21 protein-coding genes are annotated in these 21,114 nt (G+C 65.2%); 17 read left to right on the top strand and 4 right to left on the bottom strand.

What is annotated here, in order from left to right; translation table 11 throughout:
- Positions 1-46 precede the first annotated feature (46 nt).
- Complete coding sequence (gene rpmH, locus D580_RS16085; protein WP_012639850.1) at positions 47-181, bottom strand: 50S ribosomal protein L34; 135 nt, start codon at positions 179-181, stop codon at positions 47-49.
- 195 nt (positions 182-376) lie between these two features.
- Between rpmH and dnaA the strand changes: the two genes are divergently transcribed.
- The 4 genes from dnaA (at position 377) to gyrB (ending at position 6,689) form a co-directional block, all read left to right on the top strand.
- Positions 377-1,750, top strand: a complete 1,374-nt coding sequence (gene dnaA, locus D580_RS0105515; RefSeq protein WP_026289737.1) for a chromosomal replication initiator protein DnaA — start codon at positions 377-379, stop codon at positions 1,748-1,750.
- A gap of 252 nt (positions 1,751-2,002) precedes the next feature.
- Positions 2,003-3,103, top strand: coding sequence for a DNA polymerase III subunit beta (dnaN, locus tag D580_RS0105510; protein ID WP_018953431.1), 1,101 nt, complete (start codon positions 2,003-2,005; stop codon positions 3,101-3,103).
- Between the two features lie 31 nt (positions 3,104-3,134).
- On the top strand, positions 3,135-4,217 hold the full coding sequence (gene recF / locus D580_RS0105505; RefSeq protein WP_018953430.1) for a DNA replication/repair protein RecF: 1,083 nt from the start codon (positions 3,135-3,137) through the stop codon (positions 4,215-4,217).
- A gap of 48 nt (positions 4,218-4,265) precedes the next feature.
- The gene (gyrB, locus tag D580_RS0105500; protein ID WP_018953429.1) at positions 4,266-6,689 is read left to right on the top strand and encodes a DNA topoisomerase (ATP-hydrolyzing) subunit B; all 2,424 of its coding nucleotides are present in this window, start codon (positions 4,266-4,268) and stop codon (positions 6,687-6,689) included.
- A gap of 93 nt (positions 6,690-6,782) precedes the next feature.
- Here gyrB and D580_RS0105495 read toward each other — a convergent pair whose 3' ends face one another.
- The gene (locus D580_RS0105495) at positions 6,783-7,658 is read right to left on the bottom strand and encodes a substrate-binding domain-containing protein (RefSeq protein WP_026289736.1); all 876 of its coding nucleotides are present in this window, start codon (positions 7,656-7,658) and stop codon (positions 6,783-6,785) included.
- A gap of 324 nt (positions 7,659-7,982) precedes the next feature.
- Here D580_RS0105495 and prlC point away from each other — a divergent pair, with 324 nt between their 5' ends.
- The 6 genes from prlC (at position 7,983) to D580_RS0105465 (ending at position 13,659) form a co-directional block, all read left to right on the top strand.
- The gene (gene prlC, locus D580_RS0105490) at positions 7,983-10,043 is read left to right on the top strand and encodes an oligopeptidase A (RefSeq protein WP_026289735.1); all 2,061 of its coding nucleotides are present in this window, start codon (positions 7,983-7,985) and stop codon (positions 10,041-10,043) included.
- Between the two features lie 58 nt (positions 10,044-10,101).
- The gene (gene xth / locus D580_RS0105485; RefSeq protein ID WP_018953426.1) at positions 10,102-10,869 is read left to right on the top strand and encodes an exodeoxyribonuclease III; all 768 of its coding nucleotides are present in this window, start codon (positions 10,102-10,104) and stop codon (positions 10,867-10,869) included.
- Positions 10,866-12,329, top strand: coding sequence for a 4-hydroxy-3-polyprenylbenzoate decarboxylase (ubiD, locus tag D580_RS0105480; protein WP_018953425.1), 1,464 nt, complete (start codon positions 10,866-10,868; stop codon positions 12,327-12,329). Before xth ends, ubiD begins: the two co-directional genes overlap by 4 nt.
- A gap of 138 nt (positions 12,330-12,467) precedes the next feature.
- Positions 12,468-13,103 carry a ParA family protein gene (locus D580_RS0105475; RefSeq protein WP_018953424.1) on the top strand — a complete coding sequence of 212 codons (636 nt, stop codon included), beginning with the start codon at positions 12,468-12,470 and terminating at the stop codon, positions 13,101-13,103.
- Positions 13,104-13,107: 4 nt separating this feature from the next.
- Positions 13,108-13,431, top strand: coding sequence for a DUF1840 domain-containing protein (locus D580_RS0105470; RefSeq protein WP_018953423.1), 324 nt, complete (start codon positions 13,108-13,110; stop codon positions 13,429-13,431).
- Positions 13,432-13,455: 24 nt separating this feature from the next.
- On the top strand, positions 13,456-13,659 hold the full coding sequence (locus D580_RS0105465) for a tautomerase family protein (protein ID WP_018953422.1): 204 nt from the start codon (positions 13,456-13,458) through the stop codon (positions 13,657-13,659).
- Between the two features lie 112 nt (positions 13,660-13,771).
- Here the strand turns inward: D580_RS0105465 and D580_RS0105460 are convergent, their stop codons facing one another.
- Together D580_RS0105460 and D580_RS0105455 are read right to left on the bottom strand one after the other, a co-directional pair.
- Positions 13,772-14,233: a hypothetical protein gene (locus tag D580_RS0105460; RefSeq protein ID WP_018953421.1), complete on the bottom strand. Its 462-nt coding sequence runs from the start codon at positions 14,231-14,233 to the stop codon at positions 13,772-13,774.
- A 534-nt stretch (positions 14,234-14,767) separates the two neighbouring features.
- Entirely contained in the window at positions 14,768-15,049 is a 282-nt protein-coding gene (locus D580_RS0105455) for a pyrimidine/purine nucleoside phosphorylase (protein ID WP_018953420.1), read from the bottom strand.
- Between the two features lie 113 nt (positions 15,050-15,162).
- Between D580_RS0105455 and gloA the strand changes: the two genes are divergently transcribed.
- The 7 genes from gloA to D580_RS0105420 all read left to right on the top strand — a co-directional run bounded on the left by gloA (position 15,163) and on the right by D580_RS0105420 (position 21,040).
- Positions 15,163-15,699, top strand: a complete 537-nt coding sequence (gloA, locus tag D580_RS0105450) for a lactoylglutathione lyase (RefSeq protein WP_018953419.1) — start codon at positions 15,163-15,165, stop codon at positions 15,697-15,699.
- Between the two features lie 12 nt (positions 15,700-15,711).
- The gene (locus D580_RS0105445) at positions 15,712-16,683 is read left to right on the top strand and encodes an alpha/beta fold hydrolase (RefSeq protein WP_026289734.1); all 972 of its coding nucleotides are present in this window, start codon (positions 15,712-15,714) and stop codon (positions 16,681-16,683) included.
- 19 nt (positions 16,684-16,702) lie between these two features.
- Positions 16,703-17,179 (top strand): hypothetical protein, encoded by a 477-nt coding sequence (locus tag D580_RS0105440; RefSeq protein WP_018953417.1) that lies wholly within the window; start codon positions 16,703-16,705, stop codon positions 17,177-17,179.
- 13 nt (positions 17,180-17,192) lie between these two features.
- Positions 17,193-17,567: a CoA-binding protein gene (locus tag D580_RS0105435; protein ID WP_018953416.1), complete on the top strand. Its 375-nt coding sequence runs from the start codon at positions 17,193-17,195 to the stop codon at positions 17,565-17,567.
- Between the two features lie 13 nt (positions 17,568-17,580).
- Entirely contained in the window at positions 17,581-18,039 is a 459-nt protein-coding gene (locus tag D580_RS0105430; protein ID WP_018953415.1) for a YqaA family protein, read from the top strand.
- 189 nt (positions 18,040-18,228) lie between these two features.
- On the top strand, positions 18,229-19,686 hold the full coding sequence (locus D580_RS0105425) for a sensor histidine kinase (RefSeq protein WP_018953414.1): 1,458 nt from the start codon (positions 18,229-18,231) through the stop codon (positions 19,684-19,686).
- On the top strand, positions 19,679-21,040 hold the full coding sequence (locus D580_RS0105420; RefSeq protein ID WP_018953413.1) for a sigma-54-dependent transcriptional regulator: 1,362 nt from the start codon (positions 19,679-19,681) through the stop codon (positions 21,038-21,040). Before D580_RS0105425 ends, D580_RS0105420 begins: the two co-directional genes overlap by 8 nt.
- Positions 21,041-21,114: the final 74 nt, after the last annotated feature.

Below are 21,114 nucleotides of genomic sequence, written 5' to 3'. Positions count from 1 at the left end.
GGTCGCGATCAGGATGGAGCTTTCAGACTTTTGCAGCGATCAGGCGTCAGGGGCAGAGCCGGACGCGACCCTTGGCACGACGGGCGGCCAGGACCTTGCGGCCGCCGCGGGTAGCCATGCGGGCACGGAAACCATGGGTGCGCTTGCGCTTGAGAGTACTGGGCTGGAATGTTCTTTTCATGACGTTCGACCGTGTCTGCGGCGCCGGCAGGACACCCCCGCCAGGCCAAAGCCGGCTAAAGTAACCAGTCGGGGGCCCCGTGTCAATGCTGACGCGGCTTTCAGGACTTTTCAGGGGTGTGGATAAGTCTTCGGGTCGGGGGTAGACTCTTGCCCTCACCCGAAGTCCACGAATCCTCCCCGGAGACCCCAGATCTTGGCCGTCAGTCCACTTTGGCAACAGTGCGTGGCGAGGCTCGAGAGCGAGCTCTCCGAACAGCAGCTCAACACCTGGATCCGGCCCCTCCAGGCGGTGGAGGACGACCACGCCCTGCGTCTGCTGGCCCCCAACCGCTTCGTCATGGACTGGGTGCGGGACCATTTCTTCCAGCGCATCGACGCCATGGTCACGGACCTGGGCACCCAGCGGCGGGTGATGCTGGAGGTCGGTTCCGGCCGCCCGCCGGCCCCGGCCATGGAACCGGAACCCCGTCCGGCCCCGGCGCCAGTGACCGCCGCGGTGAACGTGCAGCCGGTCTCGCACCGGCCCGCCGCCAGCTCCGCGCAGTTCACCAACAACCTGAATCCCAATTTCACCTTCGACAACTTCGTCGAGGGCAAGTCCAACCAGCTGGCCCGTGCCGCGAGCCTGCAGGTGGCCGCGAACGTGGGGCTGGCTTACAACCCGCTGTTCCTGTACGGCGGCGTCGGCCTGGGCAAGACCCACCTGATGCATGCCATCGGCAACGCCATCCTGGCCCACCGGCCCGGTGCCAAGGTGGTGTACCTGCATTCCGAGCGCTTCGTGGCCGACATGATCAAGGCCCTGCAGCACAACGCCATCGACGAGTTCAAGGGCTACTACCGTTCCGTGGACGCGCTGCTGATCGACGACATCCAGTTCTTCGCCGGCAAGGAGCGTTCCCAGGAGGAGTTCTTCCACACCTTCAATGCACTGCTGGAGAGCCAGCAGCAGGTGATCCTGACCTGCGACCGTTACCCCAAGGAGGTGGACGGTCTGGAGGAGCGGCTCAAGTCCCGTTTCGGCTGGGGTCTCACGGTGGCCATCGAGCCGCCGGAACTGGAGACCCGGGTGGCGATCCTGCAGCGCAAGGCGGAGCAGGCCAACACGGAGCTGCCCAGCGAGGTGGCCTTCTTCATGGCCAAGCGCATCCGCTCCAACATTCGTGAACTGGAGGGCGCCCTGCGCCGCGTAGTCGCCAATGCCCATTTCACCGGACGGCCCATCACCCTGGACTTCGCCAAGGAGGCCCTGCGGGACCTGCTGGCGCTGCAGGACAAGCTGATCACCATCGACAACATCCAGAAGACCGTGGCGGAGTACTACAAGATCCGGGTCTCGGACCTGCACTCCACGCGGCGCAGCCGTTCCATCACCCGGCCGCGCCAGCTCGCCATGGCGCTCGCCAAGGAGCTGACGAACCACAGCCTGCCGGAGATCGGTGATGCCTTCGGCGGCCGGGACCACACCACCGTACTGCACGCCTGCCGCAAGGTGGTGGAGCTGCGCGAGGCCGACCCGCGCATCAACGAGGACTATGTGAACCTGCTGCGTACCCTGAGCAGCTGAGTCTCGTAGCAAGATAAACGATCGCGAACAAAGCTGTGGACAAGCTGTGTGGAAACCGGGGACAGCGCGCTCGTCGAGAGTTATCCACAATTCATGCACAGGCTGTTGAGCAGGATAATCACCCTCGGCCCACAGCCGGAACATCAGCAAGGCATTGATACCAAAAGAATAAAACGACTTATACCTGTCAATCAGCCGTGCTTATTACTATCATCATCCTATAAACACTTAATAACTATTCGGGACCCAGCCATGAGATTCAGCATCCAGCGAGAAGACCTGCTCAAACCCCTTCAGCAGGTCATCGGTGCGGTGGAGCGCCGTCAGACCATGCCCATTCTTGCCAATGTGCTGATCAAGGCTGACTCGGGAAGTTTGAGCGTGACAGGTACTGACCTGGAAGTGGAGCTGGTCGCCGAGGCCAGCGAGGTCAATGCCACGCCCGGCGAGGCCACGGTCCCCGCGAGGAAACTGCTGGACATCTGCCGGGCACTGCCGGACGAGGCAAGCCTGGATGTCCAGGCAGAGGGCGACCGGGTGGTGATTACTTCCGGTCGGGCACGTTTCACCCTGAGTTCCCTGCCCGCAGGTGACTTCCCTGCCCTGGACGAGATCTCCAGCAGCAAGGAGCTCACCCTCACGGAGCGGGAACTGCGCCACCTGATCCTGCGCACCAGCTTTGCCATGGCCAACCAGGATGTGCGCTACTACCTGAACGGCCTGATGCTGGAGGTGGGTCAGAACGTGATCCGTACCGTGGCCACCGACGGTCATCGCCTGGCCCTGTGTGAGCTGAATACCACGGTGGACACCGCCTCCTCCCAGCAGGTGATCATCCCGCGTAAGGGCGTGCAGGAACTGCTACGTCTGCTGGAGGACAGTGATGATCCGGTGCGCCTGCAGATCGGTGCCAATCACATCCGGGCCACCCTGCCCCGGCTGCGCTTCACCTCGAAGCTGATTGATGGCCGCTTCCCCGACTACGACCGGGTGATCCCCAAGGATGGCGACCAGGTCATGAAGGTCGAGCGGGAAGCCCTGCGCAAGGCCCTGGCCCGCGCCTCGATCCTCTCCAACGAGAAATACCGGGGCATCCGGCTGGTACTCGGTGACGGACTGCTGCGCATCCAGGCGCACAACCCGGAGCAGGAAGAGGCCGAGGACGAGATCGAGGCCCAGTACTCCGGCACTGCCATGGAGATCGGCTTCAACGTGACCTATTTGCTGGATGTGCTCAACACCGTCGAAGGTGATGTGATCGAGGCCACCTTCAAGGATGCCAACTCCAGCGTGCTGATGCGTGACCCGGGCGCCACGGATGCGCTCTACGTGGTCATGCCCATGCGCCTTTGATCGCTGATCCGGGCCACCTGCCCGGATACCCATGACCCTCAGCCGGCTGGAAGTCCGAGGCCTGCGGATCCTGCGTCACGTGCGCATGGATCCCGTGCCCGGGCTAAACCTCGTCCATGGTCTGAACGGTGCCGGCAAGACCAGCCTGCTGGAAGCCATCCATCTCCTCTCCACCGGCCATTCATTCCGTACCCGGCAGTTGTCTCCCCTTCTCGCGCCCGATGGCGATGCCGTCGAAGTGGTCGCCCGCATCCAATCTACTGGCGGCGGCGAACCCTGGCCGGTGGGCATCCGCAAAACCAGGGACTCCACGACCGCGCGCATCCGTGGCGAGAACGTGCGCAGTCTCGCGGACCTGGCCCGCCTGCTCCCGCTCCAGGTCATGCACCCGGAAAGCCATCTGCTGGTCAGCGGCGGGCCCGGTTACCGCCGTGCCTTCCTGGATTGGGGCTGCTTCCATACTGATCCGGCCTACCACGATCACTGGCGACGTTACCGTCACCTGCTGAGCCAGCGAAATGCCGCGCTCCGGGACCGGTCCTCAGCCAGCTTGCTGTCGGCCTGGGACACGGCCCTGGGCGAGGCGGGCTGTGCACTGGATCTGGCGCGTGCCAGGCACCTCAAGGTACTCCTGCCCTACCTGGATTCGCTCAAGCAGGCGCTGCCCGAGACTTCAGGTCTCGTCCTTGAGTACCGCAGGGGCTGGAGTCCCGATATCTCGCTAGCGGAGGCCTTAGCGCAGTCCGTTCAACGGGACCGTTCGGCAGGATTCACCCAGGTCGGCCCCCATCGTGCAGAACTACAGTGCCGCCTCGATGGACGGCCTGTGGCACAGGTGGCGTCCCGCGGGCAGCAGAAATCCGTGGTGCTGCTGCTCAAGATGGCCCAATCCCTCTGGCTGAGGGACACACAGGGACTACCACCGGTAGTCCTGGTGGATGACCTGCCGGCGGAACTGGATGCAAGACACCGGGGCTGGTTGATGGAGTGCCTGCAGGGTCTGGGCGCGCAGGTCTTCGTCACGGCCATCGAGTCGGATCAGGTTCCCCTGTCAGGCTGGGATTCCTGGCAGATGTTTCACGTGGAACATGGAACCCTTCGGGTCGGGGATTGAAGAGCGGTCGGTGGTATAATGGGCGACTGTATGACCAGAGGATAAGGTATGACTGATCCGCAGCAGGCCAAGACTTACGATTCTTCCAACATCAAGGTGCTCAAGGGGCTGGACGCCGTCCGCAAGCGCCCGGGCATGTACATCGGTGACACGGATGACGGCACCGGTCTGCACCACATGGTGTTCGAGGTGGTGGACAACGCCATCGACGAGGCCCTGGCCGGCTACTGCAGCAAGATCCAGGTGATCATCCATTCCGACGGCTCCGTGAGTGTGCAGGATGATGGCCGAGGTATCCCGGTGGATATCCACCCGGAAGAAGGTCGGTCCGCCGCGGAAGTCATCATGACCGTACTCCACGCAGGCGGCAAGTTCGACGACAATTCCTACAAGGTCTCCGGTGGTCTCCATGGTGTGGGCGTTTCCGTGGTCAACGCCCTGTCCGAATGGCTGGAATTGACCATCTTCCGCAACAACCGTGTGCATCGCCAGGTCTATCGCCTGGGTGTCCCCGACGCCCCGCTTACCGAAGTGGGTGACACGGAACTGACCGGCACCCGGGTGCATTTCCGGCCCAGCACCGAGATCTTCTCAGACACCGAATTCCACTATGACATCCTGTCCAAGCGCCTGCGGGAGCTTTCCTTCCTGAACTCGGGTGTGCGCATCGAGTTGAGCGACGAGCGCAGTGGCAAGGAAGATGTGTTCGAGTACCAGGGTGGTATCCGTGCCTTCGTGGAGCATCTGAACCGCAACAAGACCCCCCTGCACCAGAACGTGATCTATTGCGAGGCGGAACGGGACGGCATCACCGTGGAAGTGGCCCTGCAATGGAACGATTCCTACCAGGAGAACATCTTCTGCTTCACCAACAACATCCCCCAGCGTGATGGCGGTACACACATGGCGGGCTTCCGCGCAGCCCTGACCCGTTGCCTCAACCAGTATATGGAGGCCGAGGGGATTCTGAAGAAGCACAAGGTGGCCACCACCGGCGATGATGCCCGGGAAGGTCTGACCGCGGTCCTGTCGGTGAAGGTGCCCGACCCCAAGTTCTCGTCCCAGACCAAGGACAAACTGGTGTCCTCCGAGGTGAAGGCCGTGGTGGAAGGGGTGCTCTTCGACCACCTGCAGAGCTTCCTGCTGGAGAACCCGGGTGATGCCAAGGTCATCACCGCCAAGATCATCGATGCCGCGCGTGCCCGCGACGCCGCCCGCCGTGCCCGGGAAATGACCCGGCGCAAGGGTGCCCTGGACGTGGCGGGCCTGCCCGGCAAGCTGGCGGACTGTCAGGAAAAGGATCCCGCCCTGTCCGAACTGTTCCTGGTGGAGGGTGATTCCGCCGGAGGTTCCGCCAAGCAGGGTCGCGACCGTCGCACCCAGGCGATCCTGCCCCTGAAGGGCAAGATCCTGAACGTGGAGAAGGCCCGTTTCGACAAGATGCTCTCCTCCGCCGAGGTGGGCACCCTGATCACGGCCCTGGGCTGTGGCATTGGCAAGGACGAATTCAATCCGGACAAGCTGCGTTACCACCGCATCATCATCATGACCGACGCGGACGTGGACGGCTCCCACATCCGTACCCTGCTGCTGACCTTCTTCTACCGCCAGATGCCGGTGCTGATCGAGCGCGGTCATGTCTACATCGCACAGCCGCCCCTCTACAAGGTGAAGAAGGGCAAGCAGGAGCAGTACGTCAAGGACGAGCTGGAGCTGAACAACCTGCTGCTGCAGATGGCCCTGGAGGATGCCCGGCTCATGATCCATCCCGAGGCCCCGCCGGTGAGCGGCGAGGCCCTGGAGGACCTGGCGCGCCGTTACATCGGTGTCATGGGGGCCGTGGAGCGCCTGTCCCGCCGTCATGACCGGGATCTGCTGGAACGCATGATCTTCTCCACCCCCATGGATCCCGCCAAGATCGAGGATGCCCAGGCGATCCGTGCCTGGTTCGATGGGCTGGTGGAGGGTCTGCGCAGCGATGCCGCCGGCGCCGCCCGCTACACCGTGGATGCGGCACCCGATGGCGAAGGTGGCACCGAGGTGCGCGTCACCCGCCTGATCCATGGCGCCGAGCAGGTGGAGCGCTTTGGACGGGATTTCTTCACCTCCCCGGAATACCGGGCCATCAGGGACCTGGCCGAGCGCCTGGACGGTCTCCTGGACCAGGGTGCCGCCGTGCACCGGGGCGAGCGCCGTCAGCCGGTGAGCAACTTCCGGCAGGTGATGGACTGGCTGCTGGGCGAGGCCCGCCGGGGCCTGAACGTGCAACGGTACAAGGGTCTGGGCGAGATGAACCCGGAACAGCTCTGGGAGACCACCATGAATGCCGAGACCCGACGCCTGCTGCAGGTGAAGATCGAGGATGCGGTGCGCGCCGACGAGGTGTTCACTACCCTGATGGGCGACCAGGTGGAGCCGCGGCGCGAGTTCATCGAGGCCAACGCCCTCACTGCTTCCAACATAGATATCTGATTTTGAAGATATTATCAGGAAAACGCCCGGTTGCCGGGCACAAAAAAGCCCGGGAGATCCGGGCTTTTTTGTGGGCTTGTGTGGCTCAGACAATCAGTTGTACAGACCCATGTCGCGGGCGCGGCGTTCCTGGTCCAGCTGCTTCATGATCAGGGCCAGGGCGTCGGTGTAGGGCACGCAGCCGTTGGAGCGGAGCACATCGCGACCCTGGCGGGTACCCACGAAGCGGATGAACTGCTGCACCTCGGCGTTTTTGGGGTTGTTGGGGTTGGATACCACGTAGAGCGGGCGGTAGAGGGTATAGGCGCCGGTGCGGATGTTGTCGTAGCTCGGCTCGAGACCGTCGAGCTTGAGGATCTTCACGTCACGGCGCTGGGCTGAGCTGATGCCGGTGACACCGATGGACCAGGGGGTCGCCTCGATGGCGCGCTCCAGGGGACCGCTGGAGGCGAAGAACTGGGTGGCGGTGAATTCCTGGTCCAGGTTTGCATAGATCAGGCGGCGCTTGGCAAAACCGACACCGGAGGTCTTGCCCTGACGCGCATAGACCAGCATGGGTTGATCGGGACCGCCCAGCTGGCTCCAGTTGGTGATCCGGCCCAGGAACAGGTCACGCAGCTGTTCAATGGTGATGTTGTCCACGGGGACATCTTTGTGGGTCATCACTACCAGGGCATCCCAAGCGACCGGTTCAAGGTTTACGCCCACCTCGGCATCGTTGCCATCCAGGGGCAGACGGCAGGTGCCGCCCATGTCGGCGCCCATGGAGACCGTTTCGCGGATGCCGCGGGTGGCGCCGCCACCGACCAGGTCGATGGAGATGCCGGTCTGTTCCTTGAAGGCGACCGACAGTTCTTCCATGAAGGCGTGGCGGGAAATACCGCAACCGGCCCAGGAGAGCGTGGTTTCGGCGTAGGCCAGGTTGGCAGTCAGGCCCAGCAGGCCTGCAAGAACGATTTTGCGCATCATGTTCATCACCCTTTGGTAGTGTGGCGCAGTTCGCGCTTTTAATGTGATTTATGTCTCTATTTAAAGTATTTGTCTTGGCTGTTGACAATGTGTCCATGTCCAGACGGTAGCAAACAGCCGCTGATCGTCACATTTCTGGGAAATATGTGAGGAAAATCACAGCATTGGTTTTGGTGCCGAAAAGATAAGATGCATCCCGACCATGTCTTATTCCATCGCTGCGCACATATCAGTCCAGGGAGCAGGGACATTACGGCGCTGGAAAGCCGCGTGTTAAAGTGGACGGTCGTTCACATCCGTCTGATCGAGATCCCAAGACCCGCCATGGAAAACCCCTTGCTCAAGCAGGAAGGCCTGCCGGCCTTCAGCCAAATCCGACCCGAACACGTGGAACCGGCCATCGATACCCTGCTGGCCGAGAACCGGGCCGCCATCGCCAGGCTCCTGGAGCGGGACGGTGACTTTACCTGGAAGAACCTGGTGCACCCCCTGTCCCTGCTGGAGGATCGGCTCAACCGGGCCTGGTCACCGGTGCGGCACATGAACTCGGTGGTCAACAGCGAGGAGCTGCGTGCCGCCTATAATGCCTGCCTGCCCAAGCTCTCCGATTACGGCACCGAGATCGGCCAGAACACGGCCCTCTACGCGGCCTACAAGTCCCTGAACGAGGGTCCAGGCGCCGAGGGCCTGGACGAGGCCCAGCGCAAGGTGGTGCGTGATGCACTGCGGGATTTCCACCTAAGCGGCGTGGATCTGCCGGCCGACAAGAAGACCCGCTACAAGGCCATTGCCCAGGAGCTGTCCAACCTGCAGTCCCGGTTCGAGGAGAACATCCTGGACAGTACCCACGCCTGGAAGAAACCGGTGATGGACCGAGCGGCCCTTGCCGGACTACCCGATTCCGCCCTGGACATGCTGGCCCAGGCCGCCCGCCACGCCGAGCAGGAAGGCTGGCTGATCACCCTGGACTTCCCCGCCTACCACGCGGTGATGACCCATGCCGAGGACCGTGAGCTGCGCAAGGAGCTCTACACCGCCTACGTGACCCGGGCCTCCGACCAGGGGCCCCATGATGGCAAGTACGACAACAGCGCCCTCATGGAACAGATCATGGCCCTGCGCCATGAACAGGCCCAGTTGCTCGGCTACAGGAACTACGCGGAACTGTCCCTGGCCACCAAGATGGCCGAATCACCCGAAGCGGTGGTGCATTTCCTCAGGGACCTGGCGGCACGGGCAAAGCCCCGCGCCGAGCAGGAACTGGACGAGCTGCGCCGCTTTGCCGCCGAGAAGCTCGCCCTCGACGACCTGCAGGCCTGGGACATCGCCTATGCCAGCGAGCAGCTACGCCAGCATGCCTATGCCTTGTCCCAGGAGGACCTCAAGCCCTACTTCCCCGTGAACCGGGTGGTGCCCGGCCTGTTCCGGCTGGTGGAGCGTCTCTATCAGGTGAGCATCGTGGAAGTGGACGGGGTGGACGTGTGGCACCCGGACGTGCGCTTCTACGAGATCCGTGATCCCGACGGCACACCGCGGGCACAGTTCTACCTGGATCTCTACGCCCGTCCCAAGAAGCGCGGCGGGGCCTGGATGGACGAGTGCATGAACCGGGTGCGCGACGGCGACCGGGTACAGATCCCCGTGGCCTTTATGACCTGCAACTCCACCCCGCCGGTGGGCGACAAGCCGGCGCTGTTCACCCATGACGAGGTGATCACCCTGTTCCACGAGTTCGGCCACGGCCTGCATCACATGCTCACCCGGGTGGACTATCCGGACATCGCCGGCATCAACGGCGTGGAGTGGGACGCGGTGGAACTGCCCAGCCAATTCATGGAGAACTGGTGCTGGGAGAAGGAAGCCATCGATCTGTTCGCCGGACACTATGAAACCGGAGAACCGCTGCCGCAGGCGTTGTTCGACAAGCTGATTGCGACCCGGCACTTCCAGGCGGCCATGCAGATGGTGCGCCAGCTGGAATTCTCCCTATTCGACATGCGCATCCACGGGGAGTACGACCCTGCGCGCGGTGCGCGGATCCAGGAGATCCTGGACCAGGTGCGCGCCGAGGTCTCGGTGGTGAAACCGCCGGCCTTCAACCGCTTCCAGCACAGCTTTTCCCACATCTTCGCCGGCGGTTATGCCGCCGGGTATTACAGCTACAAGTGGGCCGAGGTGCTGTCCGCGGACGCCTTCGCCCGCTTCGAGGAGGAAGGCCTGTTCAGCCCGGAGGTGGGCCGGGCGTTCCTGGAGAACGTACTGGAGAAGGGCGGCTCCGCGCCCGCCATCGAACTGTTCAAGGCATTCCGGGGGCGCGAGCCTCAGATCGATGCCCTGCTGAGGCATTCGGGCCTGATCGAGGAGACCAGGGGCGCGGCGGCATGAAAGCGGCTTTTGAAGTCTCTTGCCTCTTGAATCTTGTCTCTTGCCTCTAGAGCTTCAGATGAAAATCGCCACCTGGAACGTCAACTCCCTCAAGGTGCGCCTGCCCCAGGTGCTCGACTGGATTGCCGCGCAGCAGCCGGATGTGCTGGCGCTCCAGGAGACCAAGCTCACCGATGATGCCTTCCCCGTGGAGGCCATCCGCGAGGCGGGCTATCACTGCGTGTACTCGGGTCAGAAGACCTACAACGGTGTGGCCATCCTGGCCAGGCATGAGCTGCTCGATCCGGTCACGGACATCGACGGGCTGGACGATCCCCAGCGGCGCATCCTCGCCGCCACCGTGGACGGCGTGCGGGTGATCAACCTCTACGTGGTCAATGGCTCGGAAGTGGGTTCGGAGAAATACGCCTACAAGCTGGACTGGCTGGACAAGGTGACCGGTTTCATCGCCGGGGAGATGAAGCGCCACGAAAAACTGGTGGTGCTGGGCGACTTCAACATCGCCCCCGAGGACCGGGACGTGCACGACCCCGAGGCCTGGCACGAGAAGATCCTCTGCTCCACCCCCGAGCGCGAGGCCCTGAAAAAGATCCTCGATCTGGGCCTGAGCGACTGCTTTCGCCGCTTCGAGCAACCGGAGCAGAGCTTCTCCTGGTGGGACTATCGTGCGGCGGGCTTCCGTCGCAACCTGGGCCTGCGCATCGACCTGATCCTCTCAAGCCCGGCGCTCACCGAGGCCTGCACCGCCTGCATGATCGATGTGGAACCGAGACGATGGGAACGCCCCTCCGATCATGCACCCGTGGTGGCGGAGTTCGCGCTATGAAATACCGAGACCTGAGAGACTTCATTGCCCAGCTCGAAGCCCTGGGTGAACTCAAACGCATCGGCGTGGAGGTGGATCCGCATCTCGAGATGACCGAGATCTGCGATCGCACCCTGCGCGCCGGCGGCCCCGCCCTGCTGTTCGAGAATCCCAAGGGACACACCATGCCGGTGCTGGGCAACCTGTTCGGCACGCCCCGTCGTGTGGCCCTGGGGATGGGCGAGGATTCCGTGGAGGCCCTGCGTGAGGTGGGCAAGCTGCTGGCCTTCCTCAAGGAACCGGATCCGCCCAAGGGCCTGAAGGAGGCCTGGAAGACCCTGCCCATCTTCAAGAAGGTGCTGGACATGGCGCCCAAGAAGGTGGGCAGCGCGCCCTGCCAGGATCTGGTAAGGGAAGGCACCCAGGTGGATCTCTCGAGCATCCCCGTGCAGACCTGCTGGCCCGGCGATGCCGGACCGCTGATCACCTGGGGACTGGTGGTCACCAAGGGGCCCCACAAGGAACGCCAGAACATGGGCATCTACCGCCAGCAGGTGATCGGACCCAACCGGGTGATCATGCGCTGGCTGTCCCACCGGGGCGGCGCCCTGGATTTTCGCGACTGGTGTGAGAAGCATCCCGGTGAGCCCTTCCCCGTGGCCGTGGCCCTGGGCGCCGATCCGGCCACCATCCTGGGCGCGGTGACCCCGGTGCCCGACAGCCTCTCGGAACACGCCTTCGCCGGGCTGCTGCGCGGTTCGCGCACCGAACTGGTCAAGTGCCTGGGCTCGGACCTGCTGGTGCCCGCCTCCGCCGAGATCGTCCTGGAAGGGGTGATCCATCCGGGAGATACCGCACCGGAAGGGCCCTTCGGCGACCACACCGGCTACTACAACGAGGTGGACCAGTTCCCGGTGTTCACCATCGAGCGCATCACCTCGCGCAGGGATCCCATCTACCACAGCACCTACACCGGCCGTCCACCGGACGAGCCGGCCATCCTGGGTGTGGCCCTCAACGAGGTGTTTATCCCCATCCTGCAGAAACAGTTTCCCGAGATCGTGGACTTCTACCTGCCGCCCGAGGGTTGTTCCTACCGACTCGCCGTGGTGACCATGCGCAAGCAGTATCCGGGACATGCCAAGCGGGTGATGATGGGCGTCTGGTCCTTCCTGCGCCAGTTCATGTACACCAAGTTCGTGATCGTCACCGACGCGGACGTGAACGCCCGGGACTGGCAGGACGTGATCTGGGCCATGACCACGCGCATGGACCCCGCCCGTGACACGGTGATGATCGAGAACACGCCCATCGACTACCTGGACTTTGCCTCCCCCGTCTCCGGCCTCGGTTCCAAGATCGGCTTCGACGCCACCAACAAGTGGCCCGGCGAAACCACCCGCGAATGGGGCACGCCCATCGTCATGGACGAGGCAGTCAAGCGGCGCGTCGACGAGATGTGGGAAAAGCTGGGGATATAAGTGGCCAGTGGCAAGTCTCAAGTGGCAAGGACAGACGTGTTTTCCTTGCCACTAACCACTTGAGACTTGCCACTGCGCTTATATCGTCCACACTCTTGGATCGGGCCTGAAGCCGAATCGAACAAGAGGGGAATCCGCATGCGTCACATCATGGTGCTCAACGCCAAGGGTGGTTCAGGCAAGACCACGCTGGCGACCAATCTTGCAGCCTATTACGCGAGTACCGGCAAGGACGTGGTGCTGGCCGATTTCGACCCCCAGGGTTCAAGTCTCGCCTGGCTGGAGGCGCGCGGGGCGGGACGGCCCAGGATCCATGGCATTGCCGCGGCCGATGACGGGCTCAAGGGCGTGCGCAAGGCGGACGTGATGATCATGGATTCCCCGGCGGCGGTGCACGGCAAGGAGCTGAGCGGGCTGCTGCGTCGTGCGGAGACCGTGCTCATCCCGGTGCTGCCCTCGCCCATCGACATGCGCGCGGTGGCGAAATTCATCCACGAGGTGAAGGACTCCGCGCCGGTCTCCGGGAAGAAGGTCAAGCTCGCCCTGGTGGCCAACCGGGCGCGCGAGGTGACCAACATCTACTGGGAACTGGAGGCATTCCTAGGCACCCTCAAGATACCCTTCCTCACCCACCTGAGGGATTCCATGAACTACATCCGCGCCGCCGAGCGCGGCATCGGCATCCACGAGATGGCCCCCTATGCCACCGCCCTGGACCGCGAGCAGTGGAAGCCCCTCATCAGCTGGCTCAACAGCAAACGTAGCCAGCCCTGACGCCATGCTGATCACCTTCAAGACCCCAGCCCACGGCGACCTTACCTTCTTCGGTGATGTGGCCCAGGAGTTCATCCGTATCATGGGCCACAGCGGCAGCGTGCCCGGTGCCCTGGATGCGCAGGATGTGCCAGCGGCGCTGCAGAGCCTGCGTGCCGCGCTGGAACGCGGCGAACTTTCCGCACACCGGGACACACGTGGTGAAGAAGAGGCCGAGCAGGATGAGGACGAGATTCCCGTGCCGCTTCAACATCGCGCCCTGCCGCTGATCGAGCTCTTGGAGGCCGCCGCCGCGTCCCGCCAGTACGTCATGTGGGAATCGAAGTAGTTAAACCCAGGAGGTTTTCAGCCCATGCCCTACGTGAACATCAAGATCACCCGCGAGGGTGCCACCCGTGAACAGAAACAGGCCCTGATCCAGGGCGCGACGCAGTTGCTGGTGGATGTGCTGGGCAAGAACCCCAAGACCACCGTGGTGGTGATCGAGGAGGTGGACACGGACAACTGGGGCGTGGGCGGCGAGAGCATCAGCGTGCGACGCGCCCGGGGAGAATAGCCAGTCCGGACTGGCCGTTAAAACGCACAGGGGGTGAACGAACCGCTGTAGTTCACCCCCTGTGATCTATCTTCGGGGACAGGGTAGGGTCAGGGACTCTACCCCTTCCCTGTCAGCCCGCGCTCTGGGTCGGGGTCTTCTTCTTCACGCGGCGACGCTTGGGCCGTGCAGCGGCGCGCAGCTTCTTCGCCAGGGCGGTTTCCATCTTGCCCAGTTCGCGCTCGGCGGCCTTCTCCAGGCGCGTGGCGCGAGCCATGAGCTGCGACATCCAGTTGCTGAGCTGCTTGTGCTCGGCGATCGCGCCCTTGACGGCTTCCTTGGCCTTGCGCACTTCATCATTGGCCTTCGCCAGAGCATTGCGGGCGGCTTCCTTGGCCTTGCCGCTGGTGGCGGCGACGCGGGCCTTGGCCTTCTCGACGCGCTCGGCCAACTTCGCATGCTTGCTGTTGGCGGAAGCGATCTTCGCCTCGGCGCGTTCGACGTCCTTACCGGCGCGTTCGATGGCGCGGCCGAAAACGGTACCGGGGGCGACGTTCCTCTGGGGCTTCTTGCGGGCTTTCTTTTTGACGGCCATGTAGGACTCCAGACGTGTGAATTTGGATGTTTTTTCAACGCCGGTGAGGGCGTGGTCAACAGGAGTCTATAACACGTTGAGGAAAACCGCTAAAAACTCACGCAACAGAATGCATGATCAGCGCGGCCCACAGCGCGCATCGGTGTGGAAAAAAGGATCGAAACGGGATTCTTCGGTGAACTCATCGAGCATCACGACTGCGTGCAAGAGGGACGGAAGCGGCGGACTGGAAACATCACGACGAACATGCGCTCTGCACAAATACAGTGTGCCGAGGCGACAGGGCACAGGCATGGTTAGGAAGTCGTGCAATGAAAGCCTGCCTGTAGGAGGCCCGACCCCGGGCCGAATGACTCAAGACACAATAGCGAACCGCGAAGGACGCGAAGGCATGCGCCAAGGGCACGAGGACGATCTTTCAATGTCAGACGCTTGGCGACCTTCGCGCATACCTTGGCGTCCTTCGCGGTTCGCTTGTTTTCTGCATGCGCCACCATTCGGCCCTGGGTCGGGCCTCCTACAGGGAACAGATGGTCAGCCGTAGAGGCACAGGTAGGCGGTGTCCACCGCCACCTTGAGCTGGAACTTCTCCTTGGCCTGCACCTGGAAACTGTCGCCCTGGGCAAAGGTAATCCAGTCATCATGGCCAGGCAGCTTCACGGTCAGCGCGCCGCTCACCACGGTCATGGTCTCCCGTTCGGCGGTGCCGAATTCATACTCGCCCGGGGCCATCACGCCCACGGTGGCGGGCAGGCTCTCGGTCTGGAAGGCGATGGACATCACCTTGCCGTCGAAATACTGGTTGGTCTTGAACATGGATTAGGCTCCACAGGGTTGGCGGTGCGAAAGTATGCCATGAGCCCATGAAACCCGCTGCCCTATTCGGGGTCAGTGAAACAACGGACACACGATAGATGAGGATGCCATCCATGAGCTTTAAGACCGAACATCAGCCCGGCATGACCGAAACCCCCGCCCCCGAGACCCGCGGCTTTCGCCTCAACCACAGCATGTTGCGGGTGAAGGATCCCGAGCGCTCACTGGCCTTCTACAGCCGGGTGTTCGGCATGCGACTGCTGCGCAAGCTGGACTTTCCGGAACTGGATTTCTCCCTATACTTCCTCGCCGCCCTGGACGAGGGCGAGACCGTGCCCGAGGAGGTGGGCGAGCGTACCCGCTGGACCTTCTCCCAGCGGGGCATCCTGGAGCTGACCCACAACTACGGCACCGAGAACGACCCGGACTTCCATTACCACGACGGCAACGCCGAGCCCCAGGGTTTCGGCCACATCTGCTTCGCCGTGCCGGACCTGGATGCCGCCGTGAAATGGCTGGACCAGAACCAGGTGAAATTCGTGAAGCGCCCCGAGGACGGCGCCCTCAAGGACGTGGCCTTCGTCACCGACCCGGACGGTTACTGGATCGAGATCCTGGAGCCGGCGCGGCTGGGCAAGCTGGGTCTGTGAAAGCAGTCTCAAGTGGCAAGTCTCAAGTGGCAAGGATGGAAAGCGGGCCTGCTGGCGGGGGTCCTGGTCATGCTCGCCGCCTGCGTGCCGGTGCGGGTGGCGCCGGGTGAGGCGGTGAAGACGCCGGTGATCGAGGACGGTGCGCTGATCGCCCGGGACGGTGCGCGGCTGCCGGTGAGCCGCTTCGTGGCCGAGACGCCCCGGGCGGTGATCGTCGCCCTGCACAGCTTCCGGGACTACCGCGGCGCCTACGATCAGCTGGGGCCCTGGTTCGCTTCGCGCGGCATAGATCTCGTGGCCATGGACCAGCGGGGTTTCGGCGAGGCACCGCACCGGGGTTACTGGGCCGGCGAGCAGGCCATGCTCGATGACGTGCGCGATCTCGTCGCGGTGATCAACCGTGAACAACCGGGCCTGCCCGTGTACCTGATGGGCGAGAGCATGGGCGGATCCGTGGCCCTGGCGCTGATGGGCGATGGGCAGGCGCCGGCGGTGGCGGGGTTGATCCTCGCCGCCCCCGGGGTGCGCGAGGGGATCCCCGCCAAGCCCTTCTGGGACGGGGCGCTGTGGCTGTCCGAGCGACTCGCGCCGGGACTCACGGTGCCCATCCGCCAGGACTACGACGGCGTGCTGGCACCGGAGGCGGTGGCCCGTTTCCGGGACGATCCGAAGGTGCTGCGTCGCATCCGTACCGATACCTATGTGGGACTGGTGTGGCTGGCGGAGACCGCCTCCCGGCGTGCGGACCGGGTGCGGGTGCCCATGCTAGTGCTCTACGGCAAGCCGGACCGCACCATCCGCCAGGAGGCCATCTGTCACCTGGTGCGGCGTCACGCCACCGGCGAGGTGGACCTGCGTATCCGCGACCACTGGCCGTACTTGCTGCTGCACGGCCCGGACCGGGAGGCCGTGGCCGGGGAGATCCTCGCCTGGCTGGATGGCGAGCGAAGTGAATACGCCGTGAACCGTCACTGCCCCGCCTGATCCCGTACAATTCCCCGCCATGCATCCCCGACGCACGCTTCTGCCCCTGTTGTTGCTGCTGGCCCTGGTCCTCTCCGGCTGCGGCCGGGAGTTGCCGCCGCCGGAGGAGCGCATCCGTGCCCTGGTCAGTGAGGCCCGGGAGGCCGCCGAGGCCCGGGATCTCTCCGCCCTGCGCAATCTGATCGCTGACGATTACCGGGATGCCCAGGGCCGGGAGAAGGGCGACCTGGTGAACGTCCTGCGGGTGCTGTTCCTGCGTCACCAGTCGGTGCACCTGTTCACCCGGGTGGGCGAGATCGGTTTCCCCGAACCGGGCCTGGCCACGGTGACCGTGTACGTGGCCATGGCCGGGCGGCCCTTCCCGGAACAGGACATCGGCCTGCTGCGCGCCGACCTGCACCGCTTCGACTTCACCCTGCGCGAGACCCGCGGTGGTGACTGGCAGGCGGTGGACATCGTCTGGCGCCGCCCCGACCGGGCCGACTGGCCCTTCTGAACCAGGAGTTTCCATGGGCAACGAGTCCCGAACCGTGCTGGTGCTGGGGGCGAGCCCCAAGCCGGAACGCTTCGCCCACAAGGCCATCCTGGCGCTGACCCGCCATGGCCACCGGGTCATCCCGGTGGGTCCGCGTCCCGGGGAGATCGGCGGCTGGCCGGTGCGCCAGCGGCTCGACGAGGTGGACGAGCCGGTGCACACGCTGGCCCTGTACCTGGGACCGGCCAGAAGCGCGCAGGAGATCAACGCCATCCTGGCCCTGGCGCCACAGCGGGTGATCCTCAACCCGGGCACCGAGTCCGCCGAGCTGGAAGACGCCCTGGACGGGGCAGGCATCGCCTGGGTGCACGACTGCACCCTGCTGATGCTGGACGGCGGGCGGTTCTGAGGCGCACGGCCCGGTGGGCGACTGGTGGCGACCCGAGCACTGGTGGAACGAGGACAACGCCCTGTGGGTGCTGTTCGCCAGCGCCTTCGTCTCCAGCACCCTGCTGCCGGGTTCCTCGGAAGGGGTGCTGGCCGCCTCGCGCCTGAGCGGCTTCGATCCCTGGAACCTGCTGTGGGTGGCGACCCTGGGCAACACTCTGGGCGGCCTGACCAACTGGTGGCTGGGCCGGTGGATCGCCACCCGCTACCCGGCCCGGCGGCTGGTCAGGGCGGAGCAGGAAAAGGCCCTCGAGCGGGTGCGCCGCTTCGGCTGGCCGGTGTTGCTGCTGTCCTGGCTGCCGGTCATCGGTGACCCCCTGTGCCTGGCCGCCGGCTGGCTGCGGGTGAACTTCTGGCTCAGCGCCCTGGCCATCGCCATCGGCAAGGCGGCCCGTTATGCCCTGCTGCTGTGGCTGATCCCGGTGGCGGGGTGAGCGGCGTCCGGTCAAAAAGCATTCAACGCAAAGGCGCGAAGACGCAAAGAACGCAAAGCTTTTAATCAGAAGATCTTTTTTGCGTCTTTGCGCCTTTGCGTTGAGGCCTTTCAACAGAGGCCCCTTTCGAAGCCCAAAATGCCAGTGTGCTAAAATGGCACACCCATGCATTCCAGGGGACCGCTTCTCATGGGTCTGCCTTCCGTTTCTCCCGTCAGTCTTCGCACCGCCCTGCTCGCCTTCGTGCTACTGCCCCTGCTGGGGGTGATGTTGCTGGTGGGCGCCTCCGGACTGCGCGCCGTGGAGGCGCGCCTGGAGGCGCGCATGCAGCAGGACATCGAGCTGGTGGCCCGGGCCATCCAGCTGCCCCTGAGCCATGCCCTGGAACGGGATAGGCGGGGCAGCGTGCAGCAGTCCCTGGATTCCGCCTTTCGCATCGACCAGGTCTACGGCGCCTATGTCTACGACGCCGCCGGGGAGCTGGTGGCCGCCAGCGGTCCGCGCAGCCCCTCCATGGCCATCCGCCAGCAGGCCCGGGACCTGACCATCGGCGGCAGCCAGGGGCTCTACCAGGAACAGCCCGGCGGCCCGGTGTATTCCTTCTTCCTGCCGCTCACCGATGCCGGCGGGCGCATCAACGGCCTGCTCCAGGTGACCCGCCACGGGGCGGACTTCCGGGAGGACCTGGCACAGTTGCGCGGCCAGGCCCTGGCCCTGCTGGCGGGGCTCACCCTGCTGTTCCTGGGTGTGGTCGTGCTGGGCCACCAGCGCGCCGTGGGCCGGCACGTGGACCAGATGGTCAAGGCCATGGCCCGGGTGACCGCCGGTGAGCGGCGCTGCCGGGTCACGCCCGCCGGGCCCCAGGAACTGCGCGGTCTCGCCAAGGCCATGAACGCCATGCTGGACAGCACCGAGCGTTCCGAGGCGGCCCTGGCCCGGCAGCAGGACGAACAACGGGCCCTGGAGGCGCGGCTGCGGGAATCGGAGAAGCTCGCCGCCATCGGCCAGCTGGCCGCCGGCGTGGCCCACGAGCTGGGCTCACCCCTGGGGGTGATCGATGGCAAGGCGCAACGCGGCCTGCGCCGGCTGACGGACGACGACCCCCTCAAGGCCGACCTGGGCGAGATTCGCGCCGAGGTGGCACGCATGGGTGGCATCGTGCGCCAGCTGATGGACTTCGGTCGGCGCAATCCCCTGCATCGGCGCCCGGAATCCCTGCCGGCGCTGGTGCGCGCCGAGGCGCGACGTGTGACCCAGGGGGGCGGCCGGGTGGCGGTGGAGGTGCAGGACGGCGGCGAGATGCCGCCCCTGCCCCTGGACCGGCCTCGCCTGGAGCAGGCCCTGGGCAACCTGCTGCGCAATGCCGTTCAGGCGGCCCGTTCCCGGGTGCGCGTGGCCTGGTCCCATGATGACCGGCAGGCCCGGGTGGTGGTGGAAGACGACGGACCGGGCATCGAACCGTCGGTGCGTGCGCGGCTGTTCGAGCCCTTTTTCACCACCAAGGCGGTGGGCGAGGGCACGGGCCTGGGCCTGTCCGTGGCCCTCGGGGCGGTGAGTGAGCACGGCGGCATGCTTGTCGTGGACCGAAGCCCCCTGGGCGGCGCCCGCTTCACCCTCAGCCTGCCCCGGGAGGCCGACCATGACTGAGGCGAAGGCACGCATCCTTGTGGTGGAGGATGACACCGGCCACCGCGGCCTGCTGCGCGACGAGCTGACGGACGCCGGTCACCAGGTCACCGCCGTGGCCGATGCAGAGGCCGCCCTGGCGCAGCTGGATGCGGACAGCTTCGACCTGGTGCTGAGCGACCTGCGCCTGCCCGGGGCGAGCGGCCTGGAGCTGCTGGCCCGCTGCCGGCGCATGGCCGCCGCCCCGGGTTTCATCATCATCACCGCCTTCGGCACCATCCCCCAGGCGGTGCAGGCCCTGCGGGAAGGTGCGGACGACTTCCTCACCAAGCCCGTGGACCTGGAGCACCTGGTGCTGGCGGTGGGGCGGGTGTTGCGCCACCGTGCCCTGCAGGCGGAGGTATCCCGTTACCGGGCGCTGCTGAACGGCGGCGATTTCCACGGCCTGATCGGATCGAGCCCGCCCATGCTGGAACTGTTCGAGGCCATCCGGCGCATCGCCCGGGCCCCGGGGCCGGTGCTGATCACCGGCGAGTCCGGCACCGGCAAGGAGCTGGTGGCCCGGGCGGTGCACGCCGAAAGCGAGCGCGCCGAGGGACCCTTCGTGGCCATCAACTGCGCCGGCATCCCCATGGAGTTGCTGGAGTCGGAGCTGTTCGGCCATGTGGCTGGCGCCTTCAGCGGCGCCACCGGTGCCCGCAAGGGCCTGTTCGCCGAGGCGCATGGCGGCAGCCTGCTGCTGGACGAGATCGGCGAGATGCCCGTGACCATGCAGGCCAAGCTGCTGCGCCTGCTCCAGGACGGGCGGGTGCGCCCGGTGGGCAGCAATCGGGAGCAGCCCGCGGACGTGCGCATCCTGGCCGCCACCCACCGGGACCTGGCGTCCCTGATCCGGGACGGCGATTTCCGCGAGGATCTGTTCTATCGCCTGGAGACCTTCCATCTCGCGGTCCCGCCCCTGCGGGCGCGGGGCGAGGACGTGGAGCGCCTGGCCCTGGCCTTCCTGCGCCGGGCCGCCGCCGCCCAGGGCCGGGCCATCCGCGGCATCACCCCCGAGGCCCTGCGCGCCCTGCGCCGCTACCCCTACCCGGGCAACGTGCGCGAACTGGCGAGCATCCTGGAGCGGGCGGTCACCTTCTGCCGGGGCGAGGAGATCACCGAGGCAGACCTGCCCGAGCGCGTGCTTGAAGATGCCGCGCGTTCAGCGGGGTCTGAGGCCCTGTGGGGGGATGCGGAGTCCCTGCCCACCCTGGCCCAGGTGGAGGAGCGCTACATCCGCCACGTGCTGGAGCGGGTGGGCGGCAACAAGCGGCAGGCGGCCAGGCTGCTGGGTATCGGACGGCGCACCCTGTACCGGCGCCTGGGGGAGGGCTGACACGGTCCGGGCTGACCCATGTGTCAGGATGACACGGCTTTCGGGCCAAGCTGCCCGCCAGAGACCCGGGCGAG

The organism is Thioalkalivibrio sulfidiphilus (assembly GCF_000377945.1).
Lineage (GTDB): Bacteria > Pseudomonadota > Gammaproteobacteria > Ectothiorhodospirales > Ectothiorhodospiraceae > Thioalkalivibrio_A > Thioalkalivibrio_A sulfidiphilus_A.
This window is presented reverse-complemented; position numbering and strand designations above follow the sequence as displayed.

Excerpts from the sequence above, each read along its gene's own strand:
- rpmH (WP_012639850.1), bottom strand. The coding sequence starts at position 181 with ATGAAAAGAACATTCCAGCCCAGTACTCTCAAGCGCAAGCGCACCCAT.
- dnaN (WP_018953431.1), top strand. The coding sequence starts at position 2,003 with ATGAGATTCAGCATCCAGCGAGAAGACCTGCTCAAACCCCTTCAGCAG.
- recF (WP_018953430.1), top strand. The coding sequence starts at position 3,135 with ATGACCCTCAGCCGGCTGGAAGTCCGAGGCCTGCGGATCCTGCGTCAC.
- gyrB (WP_018953429.1), top strand. The coding sequence starts at position 4,266 with ATGACTGATCCGCAGCAGGCCAAGACTTACGATTCTTCCAACATCAAG.
- D580_RS0105495 (WP_026289736.1), bottom strand. The coding sequence starts at position 7,658 with ATGATGCGCAAAATCGTTCTTGCAGGCCTGCTGGGCCTGACTGCCAAC.
- prlC (WP_026289735.1), top strand. The coding sequence starts at position 7,983 with ATGGAAAACCCCTTGCTCAAGCAGGAAGGCCTGCCGGCCTTCAGCCAA.
- xth (WP_018953426.1), top strand. The coding sequence starts at position 10,102 with ATGAAAATCGCCACCTGGAACGTCAACTCCCTCAAGGTGCGCCTGCCC.
- ubiD (WP_018953425.1), top strand. The coding sequence starts at position 10,866 with ATGAAATACCGAGACCTGAGAGACTTCATTGCCCAGCTCGAAGCCCTG.
- D580_RS0105475 (WP_018953424.1), top strand. The coding sequence starts at position 12,468 with ATGCGTCACATCATGGTGCTCAACGCCAAGGGTGGTTCAGGCAAGACC.
- D580_RS0105470 (WP_018953423.1), top strand. The coding sequence starts at position 13,108 with ATGCTGATCACCTTCAAGACCCCAGCCCACGGCGACCTTACCTTCTTC.
- D580_RS0105465 (WP_018953422.1), top strand. The coding sequence starts at position 13,456 with ATGCCCTACGTGAACATCAAGATCACCCGCGAGGGTGCCACCCGTGAA.
- D580_RS0105460 (WP_018953421.1), bottom strand. The coding sequence starts at position 14,233 with ATGGCCGTCAAAAAGAAAGCCCGCAAGAAGCCCCAGAGGAACGTCGCC.
- D580_RS0105455 (WP_018953420.1), bottom strand. The coding sequence starts at position 15,049 with ATGTTCAAGACCAACCAGTATTTCGACGGCAAGGTGATGTCCATCGCC.
- gloA (WP_018953419.1), top strand. The coding sequence starts at position 15,163 with ATGAGCTTTAAGACCGAACATCAGCCCGGCATGACCGAAACCCCCGCC.
- D580_RS0105440 (WP_018953417.1), top strand. The coding sequence starts at position 16,703 with ATGCATCCCCGACGCACGCTTCTGCCCCTGTTGTTGCTGCTGGCCCTG.
- D580_RS0105435 (WP_018953416.1), top strand. The coding sequence starts at position 17,193 with ATGGGCAACGAGTCCCGAACCGTGCTGGTGCTGGGGGCGAGCCCCAAG.
- D580_RS0105425 (WP_018953414.1), top strand. The coding sequence starts at position 18,229 with ATGGGTCTGCCTTCCGTTTCTCCCGTCAGTCTTCGCACCGCCCTGCTC.
- D580_RS0105420 (WP_018953413.1), top strand. The coding sequence starts at position 19,679 with ATGACTGAGGCGAAGGCACGCATCCTTGTGGTGGAGGATGACACCGGC.